General features: G+C 51.4%; 11 protein-coding genes and 2 tRNA genes. 6 read left to right on the top strand and 7 right to left on the bottom strand.

Annotation, left to right across the window (positions count from 1 at the left end; genetic code table 11):
- Window positions 1-465: 465 nt before the first annotated feature.
- Window positions 466-888: a hypothetical protein gene (locus D6783_05925; GenBank protein ID RME52086.1), complete on the bottom strand. Its 423-nt coding sequence runs from the start codon at window positions 886-888 to the stop codon at window positions 466-468.
- Window positions 889-1,344: 456 nt separating this feature from the next.
- On the opposite strand from D6783_05925, the gene D6783_05920 reads away from it, so the two are divergent.
- Both D6783_05920 and D6783_05915 read left to right on the top strand, forming a co-directional pair.
- Window positions 1,345-1,638, top strand: coding sequence for a hypothetical protein (locus tag D6783_05920; protein RME52085.1), 294 nt, complete (start codon window positions 1,345-1,347; stop codon window positions 1,636-1,638).
- Entirely contained in the window at window positions 1,635-1,898 is a 264-nt protein-coding gene (locus tag D6783_05915; protein ID RME52084.1) for a hypothetical protein, read from the top strand. Before D6783_05920 ends, D6783_05915 begins: the two co-directional genes overlap by 4 nt.
- 87 nt (window positions 1,899-1,985) lie before the next feature.
- On the opposite strand, the gene D6783_05910 is transcribed toward D6783_05915, so the two are convergent.
- The 5 genes from D6783_05910 to D6783_05890 all read right to left on the bottom strand — a co-directional run bounded on the left by D6783_05910 (window position 1,986) and on the right by D6783_05890 (window position 4,684).
- Window positions 1,986-2,378: a hypothetical protein gene (locus tag D6783_05910; protein ID RME52083.1), complete on the bottom strand. Its 393-nt coding sequence runs from the start codon at window positions 2,376-2,378 to the stop codon at window positions 1,986-1,988.
- Window positions 2,379-2,421: 43 nt separating this feature from the next.
- Window positions 2,422-2,507 (bottom strand) — tRNA-Leu (locus D6783_05905).
- A 99-nt stretch (window positions 2,508-2,606) separates the two neighbouring features.
- Window positions 2,607-4,136, bottom strand: a complete 1,530-nt coding sequence (locus D6783_05900) for a LysM peptidoglycan-binding domain-containing protein (GenBank protein ID RME52082.1) — start codon at window positions 4,134-4,136, stop codon at window positions 2,607-2,609.
- Between the two features lie 121 nt (window positions 4,137-4,257).
- Window positions 4,258-4,367 (bottom strand) — tRNA-Thr (locus tag D6783_05895).
- Window positions 4,358-4,684 carry a hypothetical protein gene (locus tag D6783_05890; protein ID RME52081.1) on the bottom strand — a complete coding sequence of 109 codons (327 nt, stop codon included), beginning with the start codon at window positions 4,682-4,684 and terminating at the stop codon, window positions 4,358-4,360. The genes D6783_05895 and D6783_05890 overlap by 10 nt, the downstream gene beginning before the upstream one ends.
- A gap of 76 nt (window positions 4,685-4,760) precedes the next feature.
- Between D6783_05890 and D6783_05885 the strand changes: the two genes are divergently transcribed.
- From D6783_05885 to D6783_05870, 4 genes are all read left to right on the top strand, one after another.
- Window positions 4,761-5,033, top strand: a complete 273-nt coding sequence (locus D6783_05885; GenBank protein ID RME52080.1) for a hypothetical protein — start codon at window positions 4,761-4,763, stop codon at window positions 5,031-5,033.
- 252 nt (window positions 5,034-5,285) lie between these two features.
- On the top strand, window positions 5,286-7,484 hold the full coding sequence (locus D6783_05880; GenBank protein RME52079.1) for a methionine--tRNA ligase: 2,199 nt from the start codon (window positions 5,286-5,288) through the stop codon (window positions 7,482-7,484).
- A 171-nt stretch (window positions 7,485-7,655) separates the two neighbouring features.
- Window positions 7,656-11,639: a hypothetical protein gene (locus D6783_05875; GenBank protein RME52078.1), complete on the top strand. Its 3,984-nt coding sequence runs from the start codon at window positions 7,656-7,658 to the stop codon at window positions 11,637-11,639.
- Window positions 11,639-13,915: a hypothetical protein gene (locus D6783_05870; GenBank protein ID RME52077.1), complete on the top strand. Its 2,277-nt coding sequence runs from the start codon at window positions 11,639-11,641 to the stop codon at window positions 13,913-13,915. The genes D6783_05875 and D6783_05870 overlap by 1 nt, the downstream gene beginning before the upstream one ends.
- Here the strand turns inward: D6783_05870 and D6783_05865 are convergent.
- Window positions 13,893-14,429: a hypothetical protein gene (locus D6783_05865; protein RME52076.1), complete on the bottom strand. Its 537-nt coding sequence runs from the start codon at window positions 14,427-14,429 to the stop codon at window positions 13,893-13,895. The genes D6783_05870 and D6783_05865 overlap by 23 nt on opposite strands.
- Window positions 14,430-14,512 lie beyond the last annotated feature (83 nt).

The raw sequence follows: 14,512 nt of genomic DNA, 5'->3' as shown, positions 1-14,512 counted from the left end.
TTCATAATCAGCATGCCGTTCTCCAACTAAAACAACTTTGGTTGGTTCACCTAATGGATGTTTATAATGATTGAAACCATAACCGTTTTCTTTTGCCAATTCTCGAATTCTATCTACAGGTATCATAGCCATAGAGAGAAAATCAATACTTTATAAATCTTTCTATTTGTTACTACTAGTTAGTGTGTGCTGTGCTCGAAATTCTTTATTTTTTTTAATTGATGGTGCTTCGCACATGACACGCCTATTTTTTACTGTGGATTTTTTCCTCCGCTTCGCCGGAGCGCTGCACTAGAAATCCACGTTCTCAAAGCTTTCAGACAAAACTAACAGTGCTTAAAGGGTTTCGCTCGGTTGCTCTTCGCTTCGCCAGAATCCTCTGACGAGTATTTCGTTAAATCCTGATGTTGTATGCGGCGGTTTCTCGCAAAAAGGAAGAGGCATTTTTGGGCGGCGTTTCTTCTTCTAGAGTTCTGATCGCGGATTTGATGTGAATTCCTGCTCGAAAAAGAATTCTTCTGGTGGAACTCGCTTCTTGGATATTCCGTCGTAGAAATCAACCTTTACATTTCTTTCTTGAAGTTGGCGGTAGACTTGTCTTGCCTCGAGTCTTGTGAGGGCCCAGCGTTGAGACAGTACTAACTTATCTTTGGCGTAGGATTTAAGAGTGTGACGAGTTCCACCTGTTTCAAGGTAGAGTTGGAAGTAATGTGAGTCTAGTAGTATGCTGAGAGTATCATTGTTGCTTACGTCAATGCCAAATAAGTGTTTGCCCATTTTCGTTCCGAGTACTGCTTCTCCAACAAGTTCTGCATGCCGAAGGGCCTCGTCAAGCGGAGTTACACGGTGTATGTTTATTTTTTGTAGTAAGTTTTGGAGCGTGCTCATAAGAACGTGAAAGGATAGGAAATATATAAATTTTGCGAAAGTTACTCTTGTGTAGTAGTTGATTGTTGGCTTATTTATGAACGGTCTGGAAATGTCCTGTTTGAATGGGGATTGTATTGTCTCCCATGTGATCGGGCATATGGTTTAAGCAAATTAGAAGAACCCGAAGTCGAGTGATTTTTACCTTCTTCGCTCACTGTCGTTCGCTTGTGCAGTGCATTCTCACTTCATTTCGTTCCGTTCCGGTCATATAACAGGGCTTGTGAGGAAAAAACCGAGCTGAGGCTTTTTCCCACAATCGCTTTGCTACACTCCGCAGCTTCGTTTAAGTTCAGAGCGAAGCGGAGAGCTCAAACGATTTTGTTAAATCCCGATGTCGTATTGGTGCATATTCCTTTGTGAGTGGCGTTCCGGAGCGGGTTTCGCCGCGTTTGGTGAAAAGTTTTATATAGGTTGATGGTTCAGGAGTGGGTGGTGGACGGGAACGATATTGATGAGTGGTTTGAGGAGGAAAAACGAAAACTTGAGCAAGAGCTTGCGAGAAAGCTCGAGGAGGGGCGGGATCATGAGCAGGCGAAGAAGGCGTATTCAAAGAAGCTCAAAGCGTTGCTCTTGCTCTACGAAAAAAAATATGATCGTGTTTTGGGCAGGAAACAGGAGGGTTCTGTGAAGCGTTTTGTAAAGGAGAAAGTCAGCCGCCCTCTCGCGCGGGGGCTTGATGAGCTTGCTGAGGCGTTTAAGGAAGAATGATTTTCCAAAATGTAGTGGTTATTAGCGGTATCTTCGTTGTGCTTTCATTCGTTGCTGTTGTTGTGGTTTTGAAGAAAAAGCAGTTGGCGACAGGGTTTTGGCCGATGTTCGCTGCCATTGCGGCGTTCATCACGCTTGCAGAGTTTTTTGGGTTTCAGGGTCGTGAGCATTTGCACGGGTATTTTATCGTGGTCGCGTTCATCTTGTTTTTCTTCATCGCGTTGGTCAAGTACTGGGATACGATGCGGTTGCTCGAGTAAGGAGCGTCTTAAGCGCTTCCTTCTTTGCGAGGGGTGTTGGAGGAAGCTTCTTTGGCTGCTTTGTTGGTGTGTTTTTGTGTTGACTGGTCACTGGACAAGGGCGCGGAGGGTTTTTATGGCGAGCCCGCTCTTGCTCTGTGATGCTGGTGAAGGGTGTGCTGCTTGATCCTTGGCGTGTTGTTCATGTGCTGAGGAGATGCGGCGGTTCCTGCACAACAAGAGTCGGCGTTGTTGCGGGAAAAGGACCCATAGCCAGAATGGTTTGGAGGTGGGATGATGTTGGATTCGATTGGGTTTCGTAAAAGAAAAGGTTGGGTGCCGGTGAATATGAGTAAGGATGTTTGGAGCCGGCGGGAGTGGAACTGCTTCGTCTTGGAGGTTGAATCGTTCGGGGTTTGCTAGCGTGTGCTCTGTCGCTGCTGGCGCGCGCTTGTCGTTTTCGCTGTTGTTTTTTTTTGTTTTTTCTTTTAGGCGCTTCACGCTCGCGTTGGGTTCGTTAATCGCTTTTGCTGAAGGAGTGTTATGCGGGGGGCGGGATTTGAACCCACGAACCCACTGAGGGACAGGATCTTAAGTCCTGCGCATTTGACCAGGCTTTGCTACCCCCGCAGAGCGAGCGAACACGACGTTGTCGTCTTTGTTTTGCTCAGGTCTCGTCGCTTGCGAACGTGCTAGAAGAGAAGGAGGTTTTTATACTTGTTGCCTGATTCAACGTTTTGGCTTCCTTTGTTTGGTCATGCAGGGTATTTTGAGTGTTTTCCCTGCGATGATGTGATTGCTGTTGGTGATGTTGTTGTAGTCGCGTAGTTCGCGGACGGAGAGGTTGCCGCATTGGTCTTGGTGCTTGCGCACGATTCTTGCAAGCGTGTCTCCTCTCCGGATGGTGTAGTGCAGTTCTTGAATGTCCGGGTAGTGTGTTTTGTGGAGGGTGTCGGCGAGGTCGATGAGGCTGCCTTCAAGGCAGGTGTTGTCGTAGGTGTCTTCGTAGCGTTGGGGGAAGAGGATGCGCGTCCCGGCAGGGAGCACTTCTTTTTCGCTGATTGCTGGGTTGAGGTTGCGTAACGTTCTGAATACGGGGATTTCTGCGTCGCCGCCGATGCAGATGGCGAGGGCGCCGAGTGCCGCGTCTCTTTGCAGTGTGAGAGGGATGACGGTGGTGTCTACGGGGGAGAAGGGGGCGTTGTACTTGGTTGGGTTGAGCGCTATTTTTGCTGCGGCGAGGATCTTGGTGGGGTAGGTTCTTGTTTCCCGGTAGAGGTACGGTCGCATATTCCAAAAGGTGATAGGAAGGCCTGCTCTGCGAAGAGCCCTTTTCGCCCGGTGTATTTTTCTTCCGCCAGTATTGTATTCTGCGAGGGCTAAGAGGAGGTCTCCGTTATGTTTTTGCATGAGGTCGTTGAGGTAGCGTTCCGCGGCGGGGAGCGCCTTGGTGATGTCATAGCGTTCGTCACGTGTTGCGTCGACACGAAGCCCGTAGTGGCGTGCTGTTCCTGGCATGAATTGTAACGGCCCTGCCGCGCCGGCTCGTGACCCTGCGTGCATTCTGAAAACGGATTCTTGGGCGATGATGCCGAACCACAGCTCTGGGGGGTAGTTCGAATTTGCAATGAGTTTATTGAATGTTTCCTTGATGAAGCTGAGGTTCACGTAGACTTCTCGAAGTGTTCGTCGCCGAGAGGTGAGCCAGCTTTCGACTTCTGCGTCAATGGCGGGGTGGGAGTTGACGAGTGCTTCCAAGTTTACGCCTGTGATGGGTTGTGCTGGGCCTGGGAAGAGGTATGCTGTTCCGTTGGCGTGTGCTTCTGGTGCTTCTTCGGGGGTGAGTGTTTGTTCAAGGAGGGTTATTCTCTTTTGTAGTTCCTGGATACTTTGTGCTTGGTGTTCAAGTGGTATGCTGAGAAGGTCGACGAGCTGGCCGGGCTCGCAATCAGGATGTTTTTTGCAGAGCGTGTCTGCTTCTTTGAGGAGTTGTTGTGCTTGGCGCAGTCTTGCGTCTGCTCGGGAAGTGTTGGTTTGCTTGAGTTGGAAGCTTTGTTCTAGTAGTGTGGTTCCTGCGTGGTAGAGTTTGGTAATGTATGGCAGGTCGTGGATGGGGGGCTGGCTGGTTTGCGTTGTTTGCTGTTCAGCAGGGGCGGGGGTGTTGACAGTAGTTTGCGGTGGCGCTTGCCTTTGCGTGGTGGCGCAGCCACTTGCAAGCGCGGCGAGAGCGGCGAGGATGGCGGATACGTTGCGTTTCATCGCGTCTGTGGAAAAAAAGTGTGTTTTTAATTTTTCCGCTGAAGTAACGACAAAAGGACTGAAGCGCGAGAAAGAGTCTTTCGTTCAGCAAGTGAGGGGTTGGAGGAATGGTTACAGGTAAAGCCCCTGCGGGGACTTGAACCCCGGACCTCGTCCTTTTTGCCTGCCAGCCGCGTCTGAGAGGTGGTTGGCGGTACCAAGGACGCGCTCTACCGACTGAGCTACAGGAGCGCAGAGGGAAGGAAAACCGCCGTTGCTTTTATAAACTTATTCCTTTGAAGGCGGTGCAGCGCTGCAAAGTGGTTTGGGTGGTTGTGGTGTGCGAAGGCTCGGGGGTTCTTGGTGGTAAGGAGGGGTTGCAAAGATTTATTAATGACCGTTGCCAAGCAGTCGTCATAGTCGCTGCCATGATGCAGCGTGGTCAAGATAGTTGAATGAACGCCGCGCTCTTGTTCGCCTCGGGATGGGTTGATGGGAGTGCTGGTGAGTTGGTGATGCAGTATGGGTTTGCGTATGCCAAAGAGTATGGATGAGTGCGTGTATTTCACGCGAAGGTCGATTGGTAGCGGCAGCGTGACGGCGTGGGTGTTTCGCGAAGATTGCCCGGTGTGTAAGAAGGCGAAGATGGGCAAGCCGGTGGAAGGGGGGAAGGTGAAAGTTCGCGCCGATTTCTATGTTTGCCCTGCGTGCGCGTACCGCGTCCAGAAGAAAAAGTATGAAGAAGGCTTGCAAGTGCACATCCTCTATGTTTGCCCTGCGTGTGGAAAGAAGGGGGAGGTGAGTCAACCATTTGTTCGCAAAACCTTTCAGGGGGTGAAGGCTATTGTGTTTTCTTGTGAGGCGTGCAAGGAAAAGATTCCGATTACAAAAAAGTTGAAAGATGTGAAAAAGAAGTGAAGAAGAAAAGGGCTTGTGTTGGGAAAACAATCAACTGCGTTGGGACTACTACGTGAACAGCGTTGGTGTTGCACTTGTTGGTGCTCCTGTCCCTTTTTTTGTGCTTCTTTCTCCCACCCCTGTTTTTTTCTTGCGCTGCGTGCTTAATCAATTCGACCCTCTTGTTTTTCACGTGGCGGCGTTCCGGGATTAAAGGTTTTGCGTCTCTCTTCTTCGGAAGGTATTTAAACAAGAGTTTGTTTATTTTCGTGCATGGCTCGGAAAGTTTTGGTGACCAGCGCCCTTCCGTACGTGAACAACGTCCCGCATCTCGGGAACCTTATCGGGTGCGTGTTGAGCGCTGACGTGTTTGCTCGGTTTTGTCGCTCGTTCGGGTACGAAACGCTCTTTGTGTGCGGTCTTGACGAGCACGGGACCACAACAGAAACAAAGGCGAAAGAGGAGGGTGTTTCGCCAAAAGAGCTGTGCGACAAGTACGCAGCGTTGCACAAGAAAGTGTATGCGTGGTTCGGGTGTTCCTTTGACGCGTTTGGCAGGACATCTTCCCCCGTTCATCACGAGGTGACGAAAGAGATTTTTCTTAAGGTGCATCAGCACGGGTTTGTTTTTGAAAAAGAGGTGGAGCAGCTTTACAGTGAGAAGTCAAAGATGTTTCTGGCCGACCGCTATGTTGAGGGGACGTGTCCTTTTTGTGGCTATGACAAGGCGAAGGGGGATCAGTGCGAATCGTGCGGGAGGGTGTTGAACGCTACGGACTTGGTCAATCCGCGGGCGGTGATTGACGGGTCGGTTCCGGTGAAGAAGAAGACGCGCCATCTTTTTTTGGACTTGCCCAAACTCCAACGTCAACTCGAGTCGTGGGTGGAGAAGCAGTCCAAGGAGGGTTTTTGGTCGGAAAATGCTGTCCGCCAGACGAAAGCGTGGTTTAAAGAAGGGCTCTCTCCGAGAGCGATTACGAGGGACTTGTCATGGGGGATTCCTGTTCCGTTGAAAGGGTTTGAGGGCAAGGTCTTTTATGTGTGGTTCGACGCGCCGATTGGGTATATTTCTATCACGAAGGAGGCGCGCAGCGACTGGGCTGCGTGGTGGAAGGATGTGCAAGGTGTTCGGCTGGTTCAATTTATGGCCAAGGATAATATTCCTTTTCACACCATCCTCTTTCCCGCGACGCTTATGGCCGCGGATGACGGGTTTGTCTTGCTTGATCACATTAACGCCACCGAGTATTTGAATTATGAGGCAGGGAAGTTTAGCAAGTCGAGAGGTGTTGGCGTGTTTGGCGATGATGCTATGGCGTCAGGGATTCCTGCTGATGTGTGGCGGTATTACCTTTTAGCGAATCGGCCGGAGACGAGTGACACAACGTTTACTTGGAATGATTTTGGCGAGAAGCTCAATAACGAGCTTGTGGCGACGTTGGGGAATTTCGTGAATCGGACGCTTGTTTTTGTGCAGCGGTTTTATGGGGGCGTGGTGCCTGAACCCTCGTCGGGAGTTGGGGACTCGGCCGTTTTGAAGGACTGGCGTGGGCGTATCGAGGAGATCACTGAACTTTTGCACAAGGTGAAGTTGAAGGACGCGCTAAAGAAGGTTATGCTCTTGGCAGGGGAGGGGAATGCGTTTTTTCAACGCAGTGAGCCTTGGCGGGCGAGGAAGGAGGCTCCTGAGCAGGCCGCTACTGCATTGTATCTCTTGGTTCATCTTGTGAAGGACCTTGCCATCGTGATGGAGCCGTTTTTGCCGTTTACTGCGCAGCGATTGTGGGGCATGCTCGGGCTTGATCGCAGGGCGTGGCGTGATGCTGGTCAACTGTCGATTCAGCCGGGGCACACGATTGGCAAGCCAGAGGTGTTGTTTGAAAAAGTTGACAATGCATTGCTTGCTTCGTTCAAGCAGCGGTTTGCAGGGAGGAGAAAAGAAGGCGGGCGTGGTGAGCGCGTTGTTGCAGCGGCTGAGAAGGCCGCTTCAGAGGCGCCCGCTGCGGGTTCAGCTCCCAAGGCGTTGTCGTTGCGGGTGGGGAGGATTGTTCGGGTTGAGAAGCATCCTTCTGCAGAGAAGCTCTTTGTGGAGACCGTGGATTTTGGTGGTGAGCAGCGAACGATTGTATCTGGCTTGGTGGGGTTGTACACGCCTGAAGAATTGGTGGGGAAGAACATCATTGTCGTGTGGAACCTCAAGCCAGCAAAGCTGAGGGGTGTTGTTAGCGAGGGCATGCTTCTCGCGGCGGAGGAAGATACGAAGGAGGGAGGTTGTGAAGTGCTTTTCGTTCCCGGAGCAGAAGTTGGTACGTTCGTGAGAGGGGATGAGGCGTGTGCGCCAATCTCCATTGATGAGTTCTTCAAGCATGAGTTGGTGGTGAGGAACGGCGTCGTCTTCGTTGACGGTGAACAACTCATGGCAGGGGGTGTTGTGGTGAGGACTGTCACGGTGCTCAACGGCGTGGTTCGGTAGGGGGGTAAGACTAAAAAATAAACAAAAATAAGAGAAAAATAAGAGCAACCATGAAAAAAAGCGCTGGTGAACGAAAACGAAAGATTTTTAAAGAGAAAAAAAGAGTTTTTGGTTGTTTTTGGTGATTGTATGAAGAGGGGTTTTGCAGCCTGCGTAGTGGTGTTGTTCGTTATGGCTGTCTTCCCTGCGGCTGTGCTTGCTAACGTTGTTTCTGATGTGAAGATTTTGCGCCACGGCGTTCCTGTTGAGAGCGTTGCGCCGGGAAGGGCGGTGCCGACTGACGTGAGTGTCGCGCTCACCTTGGCTGAATCTGATTTTGATGAGTTGGTTGTTGATCTCTCGCAGATGAACCTTGGTATTTTGAGAGAGCAGTATCGATCGTTGCGAGTGAAGCCTGAGGATTGTAGCGAAGGTGTTTGCGTGATTGAGGGCTTGGTTTTGCTCGTGGACAGTCCCGGTTTTAATGTCACGGTGGAGGCGCTGAGGAATGGTTCTCGCAGCGTCGAATCTTTTTTCGTTCCGCTCACGCTCGATGTGGACAAGCCGGTTGTTAAGCGGTTTGTCACGGATTTTTGTGTTGAAGACGTTTGTTTTTTGCCTTCGGGCAGTTTGGCGAACGTGACGGTGGAGATGGAAAACCCAACAGGGTCTTTCGTGCACAGGATGGTTTTTGTTCGAGTTGGCGGGTTAGTGTTTGGCGCTCGTGAGTGTATTGGCAGCATCTGTAAAACAACGGCGCAAGTGTCGTGTGGTGAAGGGGCGTACGTCCCCGTTGGCGTGGCGAGTCTGCGGGGCGTGCCTTCCCAGGAAGATTCCGGAAATCCTGTGGAGGGAATTGGCGGGAGTTTTCTCTGTGACGCGACACCTCCGAGGATTAAAGAAGTGCACGTCACTGGTCCTGAACACCTCGGCGGGGCTATCACGGCTGGCGGGGCATTGCACATCGAAGCGGTTATTGAGGAGGAGAATCCAGGTGCGGTAATGGAAGCGGTGTTCAAGGACGGGCAGACGGTGAGGGGCGCTTGTGCGAAGGAGGAGGGTGCGTACGTGTGCTCTGTCGACAGTGTTGCTGGCGAGGTCGGCACGGGTGAAGTTACCGTGATTGTTTACGATATTGTAGGGAACGCCGCCAGGCAGAAGGCGCGGTTCTCCGCGCTGGAGCTTGTCAATGTCGAGAATGCTCCTTCGCTCTTTTCTGCCCGAGTGGCTGGCGCTGTGCAGCCGAGTTCCATTTCCCGTGCCGTTCTCAGCTTCACAAATGAGGCAGGAGTTGGCTTTCCTGTTTTCGTGCCGTTCATGCTGGAGGCAAAAGCGCCGGGTGCTCATGTTTTAAGAATTGGCGACGCGCAGTGCTCCGTTCTCAGAGATGGTGAGGTTGCTGCTTCAGCGCTCGAACAAGAGGTGATTGCCAATCCTGCTGCTGACGTGCGGGAGAAGAACCGTTTGGATTTTGTAATAAAAGGATTTTCAGGCAGGTCCGTCAACGAGCTCGGACCGTCCATGGAGGTGTTGTGTTCGTTCAACGTGATTGGTAGGGTGGGGAAACGGGTATTGAACAAGCCACAGAGACTCAATATAACGTTCTCCATTGGCTTGACCTCGTCGGTGCTTGGCGACCCGGGGCAAGCGTTCGTTGAGAAAGTGAAGAAAGCCGAAGGTGCGGCAATGCTTGACTGGACGTGGATTGGCAAAGCACAGCGCATTTTGGAAAAAGTGGGGAACGTGTGCGGATTGTACGATCAGGCGGTTGCTATCAGTGCTCTTCTTGGCAATATTAAAACTGGATTCGTTGATCCTCTTGCAAACGTCCCGGGGGGGCAGGCTGCCGCTGCCAAGGGTGCTAAGGCGGTTGCCGAAAGTGAATTGCAATCATCATTGATTAAGAGCAAGTGGTCGGACACGCTTCGTGACGTTTGCGGAGCGATCTCGTGCAAGAATGAATGGGCTAAAACGAAAAAATACACTGATGCTATCGAGCAGCTCGGCGTGGACTGCAATCCCGATGACGGTCCTGCAAGGTCCTTACTCATTCCAAAAGAGAAGCTGCCTGCTGAGCTGACGAAAGATCTTACCGTTCCTAACCTACATGAAAGCCTTGTCGCTTCTGCTACCTGTCTTTGCTTGCCGGGTGTTTTGGAAAACCTTGACAAGTGGCGGTTCATCCAGTGCGATTATCTTAACTGCTTGAAGACTCAGGCGTTGTACGGTGCTGACGTTTCACTCTGTGACGAACTCAAGAGCGGGCTCGAGTGTAAAACCGTGGTTGGAGAGGTGTTCAACCTCCCGGGCGTGATTGAAATTAAGAACGTCATGAGCAATATCGCCGCGTACATACGAGCGCTCATCCCTCATCTGGTTTTAGAGCAAGTCTTGAAGGGCGCGTGTGCCAAAGCTGACGCTGTGCCGGGGAATTGGGCGGGGATTTGGTGCCACGTGCCGCAGACGTTGGCAAGCTTCCAGGATATTCGTGCCATTGGCAAGCCGGGCAGTTTTCGACCAGTATCGTATAATTCCAACAGCGTCTGTGAGCAGGCCCTGTGCAACGGTCCTCACTGTTCTCGGCAGCCGTTTAGCTTGCCGAATTTTGAAGTAGATGTTGTTTCACGAGCGGTTGCGGAGGCTGGCGCGGAGTATATTGAGAAGAGCCAACTGGCTGATGAGTACGCTCAGGAGTTGAATGAAGAGAAGGAAAAGGAGCTTCTTGAAAAGCTCAAAGAGAGCGGTTTTGATTTGGAGCAGAGAGAAGAGCTGGAAAGACTCGAGTCCTTTCTTGAAGCCAGCGCTCACGTTCGAGAGCTTGGGAAGCAGATTGAACGGTTGCAAAAAGATCTTGATCGGGCGCTGAAAAAGGGCGACAAAGACAAAGCCGAAGAGCTCAGAGAAAAGCTCAAAGAGGCAAGAAACAACTTCAAAAACGCAAAGAAAGAGGTTAACGCCCTGTATAATGACGTTGCACGTCTCGATACGAGCGTCGCGTTCACCGTTAAGGATAACCAGGGAAATGTCTACACGTACGATCCGGAACGGGAGGTGTTGCTAGATGCGCAGGGCCAGGAGGTCAAGCCAGACTCGGTGGTTCTCTCGTCTGGTGAGACGGTTATGAGCGGTCAGGTTGTACTTGGTGAAGCGACGCCTGAACAAGAAACCGTATTTATTTCGGTGGTGCTTGACCACACAAACACCGTCAAGTCAACAACGGTCACCCTTGATAACGGGCCTAGCCTCATTATTTCGTATGATGAGAACGGTTTGAGTAAAGAGGCGGTATTACTTGATGAGCAGGGAAACAAAGAGGCAATTCCCCTTGAAGACGTTCCTCCCGAGCTTTTAATCACAGAATCAGGGAAGGGGGGAGAAGGCATTGACCGCTTTGTTAACGGATGTGCCGAGGGTGCTGAGAATTGCAAGATTGAATCTTCCGGTGAGCGAAAAACTCTTGCAGATGTTCTTGAAGAAAATAAGGATGTGTTGAACGAGGCGAAAGCATTGGAGGAGGCGAGGAGGAACCTTGAGATAGTGCGCAGGCAAGCTCGCTTTGCAGCGTATGATTCCCTCGTGACCATGGCGCTGGGAGCGCTCTTCAAGAAGGGGCAGCTTGACTTCCTCTTCCCTGAAGCTCTCAAAAAAGTTGCTAGGAAGGTCGATCCTGAGGAGTGGAAAGAGAGCTTGTGCAATCCGGCGTCGGGCGTCGTTATTGAGTCGCCTTCCCAGACGACGATTGTGCGGTTGGGGTCGTCTGGAAAAGCAAGTGTTGCGGCGACCATTGTTGGCGACTTTTTTGTGTTGAACGACTCGGCTACGGTGTATTCCGTGTTGTATTTCGTAAGTGCTGGAAAGGAACCTGTCGCGTTTACTATTGAGCTGGAAGGAGACGACGGGTCGTTAAGGCGCGCTTTTACTGATTGGAAAAGGCTCCAGCCAGGCCAGTCTGAGCGGGTAAGCAAGTCGTTCGTAAGTGCCAGGAAGTACACCAGGCTTTGCCTGGTGTTTAACAAGCCGTATCCTGACGGAGAACGCGACGCTAAGACGAGGTTTTGTTCAGCGTTCAAAGAAGATGCGCTAGCGAGCCGTGGAAGCCCCGTTGTCGAGCAGGCTTCTTCAGCCGCGAGTTCATCCTCTAGCGGTGGCGATGCGGAGTGGAGCGGTGATTTATGATGAAGAATGCACGGAAAACGACTAAGAAGGCACAAATCGCGGTTTTCGTAATTTTGGGCCTTGTCGTCTTTGTTGCGGCAGGGTTCTTTCTCTACTCCGCGATGCAGAGTGAGCGAGGTAGTGGAGAGAGCGCTGCTTTTCAGCGGGAAGTTGCGCCCGTGCGTGCTGCGATGGATTCGTGCGTTCAGGATGCGCTCCGTTCGGGTTTGGAGCTCGCGGGGAAGCAAGGGGGTTTTTTTGATGTTTCCTCGTTCATGATTGGTCCTGACCCTGTTCGCTCGGAGGCGTTCGTGTTCGAGCCTGACGTGTTGCCGTACTGGTTGTTTTTGGAGGACGGTAGTGACGGTTCTATTGGGACGATCGTGAAGAACAAGCCGTTCTTGTGCGAACCGGGAAGGGTGTGCCCTGCCGATCTTGCAAGAGGCTCGCCGAGCATCCAAGGCGGGCTTGAAGCATTTATTACGAAGAGTGTGATGTCTTGCTTCTCTGCGTTGAAGCCTGATTTTGAAAAGACGCTGTCCGTGAAGGAGGGAGAAGCGAGAACGGAAGTGAGCATAAGCGAAACGCAGGTGCGTGCTCTGGTGCACGTTCCATTGGAGGTTGAAGTTCTTGAGTCGGGAGAGCGCGGCGTTGTTGATTCCTTCACGGGCGAGGTTGACGTAACCCTCCCTGCGATGTACCGCTTGGCTGAGGATATCTTTTCGAGTGCTGCCGAAACAGGCTTTGTCGAGTCTGTTGTCATGCAACTCATTAGTATTTATTCTGGGATTGAGAGCGCGCTTCCGCCGACGAGGCAGACTGCTTTTCGTGGAAGGGAGCATTTCTGGATTGAGCGAGACGTTGAACAGGTTTTGGAACGTGATGTTTTGCCCTACGTGAACGCGGTGCAAATTGTGAATGCTATTGAGAATGATGATGTTCTCACGTTTCCGGAAGAGTTTTATGGAGAGTACAAGCCGTACGTTGAAGGCGTTTTGAGCAGGTTGTTAGTGAAAGTGAGTGAGGCGCCGTACTTGCTTCAGGCGAAGGTGGTATACCCCTTTACCGGCGCATATGTTAACTTGGGTGGCGGGGCTGTGCTCAAGCCTTCGAAAGTCGACATTGACTTGCCGCTCTTGAGCTCGTTGGGCTTTGTCTTTTTAGATTATAAGTTCTTGTACGATATTAGTTTTCCCTATGTGGTCTCGATTGTTGACCCTTCTGCTTTCAACGGAGAGGGTTTTGTGTTTCAGTTTGCCCTTGAAGCAAACATCAGGGATAATAGGCCTGTGACGCAGGAACACCTTGCTCTGGATATTAGTTTAGGGAATGTTCTCGAGTGGGACGAGCCCCATCTTCTCGTGGATAGGGACGTGCATATTGTTGTAACAGACGCCCATAGTGGTGAAGCCCTCTCAGGGGTCGTGGTTCGGTACCAGTGTGGTGGGCTACGAAGCGTTGTTGGCGAGACGAGTATGAACGGCGAGTTGGTTGCGCAGCTGCCTTCGTGCCCCGTGGGGGGCGTGTTGGTATTTGAAAAGTATGGTGCGCTGGATGTTCGCAGGCCGTTTGTGAATATTGATGGCTTGCCGGATACGAGCGTGCCCGTGCGTATGTGGGTTGGTGTTCCGCACAATGTAACGGTGAAGAAATTGGTTGTTAACGGCGGCGGTGAGGATCCTGAGTTAAGAGCGTTGGAGGAGAAAGACGTTGTGTTCTTGCAAATTCGCCGTGTGCCGGAGAGTGAGTTCGAGGGCGCGTTTCCGTTGGTGGGGACGTTTTCGTTCGCAGGGGATGAGGGGGAGGTGGTACTTGAGGCGGTGACGCGTGAGCAGGTTGACGAGTGGTTTGATGAGGGAAAGATTTCTGGTGAGCAGCGCAGTGAGCTCTTAGCGTCTTTGGAGTCCGCAGAAGGCGCGCCGTCCACAGTCACGTTTAAGCGTTCAACCGACGAAGAAGTTTTGCTTGTTCCTGGAACGTATGTTGTTGATGCCCAGTTGCTCTGGACAGGGAATATCACGATTCCTGAGGAGAAGAGAGAGGTTGGTTCTTTTCCTGTGAAAAAGAGTGTTACGTTGCCAGAAATTGAGTTGTCATCGTGGCCGTCTGGGGGGTTGGTGAATTTTACGTTTTCTTTGGATGAGTCGTTCGTGTACGGCGATGCGCCTTTGCACGTTATTGTTGTGAGTTCTCCTGTGCCGGCTTCGTGGAGTGCCTTTGAGAATGGCGAGTTTTCTGTTGAAGCATTGCAGGAGGACGTTGAGGAGCTCTTGCTCAGCTTTGGTTTTGGCCGCTGAGTTGTCGGTAGTTTTCAAGAATGATGATATCCTTTGTGCGGTAGCACGCGTAGCGTATGCTTTCGTTAAGGCGTAGGCAAACGCCTCCGTCGAGGATGTATTCTCGAAGGCATCGGTCTTGTTCTGGGCCGGGGAGGGGGGTGCAGTACCCTGTTGGCGTGAGTGGGGGTGTTGGTTCTTCGAGAGTGTCGTTGGTGTCCTTGGCGGGTGAGGTGGTGATGACAAGGTAGGCGATAAGAGCTATGGCGATGATGAAGAGGGGGGTGAGGAAGAAGAGAAGGAACCGGGTTATTTGTGGTGGTTGAGGCGGGCGGGGCGGGGTTTGTGAAGCGTTTTTTTGCGCTGGTGGCTGGCGGGGTGTTGCTGGCTTGGCGGCACTCGTTGCGAGCGTGTCTTCGATGATGTGATCGATTTCTTGTTTGTCGTGGCCTTCGTTGATAAGCTCGTTTCGGAGGGTGAGCAGGTCTTTTCCTTCTTTGTAGGCGTTCTCTATGCGTTCTTTGAGGGTTTCCACAGTGTTTTTTAAAGAGAACCAAAAGTTTTAAATATAAGTAACCACAGAAAAGTAGTAAAATAAATGTGAATGGTTGTTGTGGT

The organism is Candidatus Woesearchaeota archaeon (assembly GCA_003694805.1).
In the GTDB taxonomy this organism is placed as follows: domain Archaea; phylum Nanobdellota; class Nanobdellia; order Woesearchaeales; family J110; genus J110.
This window is presented reverse-complemented; position numbering and strand designations above follow the sequence as displayed.

Coding starts and splice junctions, on each gene's coding strand:
- D6783_05925 (RME52086.1), bottom strand. CDS start 888: ATGAGCACGCTCCAAAACTTACTACAAAAAATAAACATACACCGTGTA.
- D6783_05920 (RME52085.1), top strand. CDS start 1,345: ATGGTTCAGGAGTGGGTGGTGGACGGGAACGATATTGATGAGTGGTTT.
- D6783_05915 (RME52084.1), top strand. CDS start 1,635: ATGATTTTCCAAAATGTAGTGGTTATTAGCGGTATCTTCGTTGTGCTT.
- D6783_05900 (RME52082.1), bottom strand. CDS start 4,136: ATGAAACGCAACGTATCCGCCATCCTCGCCGCTCTCGCCGCGCTTGCA.
- D6783_05885 (RME52080.1), top strand. CDS start 4,761: ATGGGCAAGCCGGTGGAAGGGGGGAAGGTGAAAGTTCGCGCCGATTTC.
- D6783_05880 (RME52079.1), top strand. CDS start 5,286: ATGGCTCGGAAAGTTTTGGTGACCAGCGCCCTTCCGTACGTGAACAAC.
- D6783_05875 (RME52078.1), top strand. CDS start 7,656: ATGGCTGTCTTCCCTGCGGCTGTGCTTGCTAACGTTGTTTCTGATGTG.
- D6783_05870 (RME52077.1), top strand. CDS start 11,639: ATGAAGAATGCACGGAAAACGACTAAGAAGGCACAAATCGCGGTTTTC.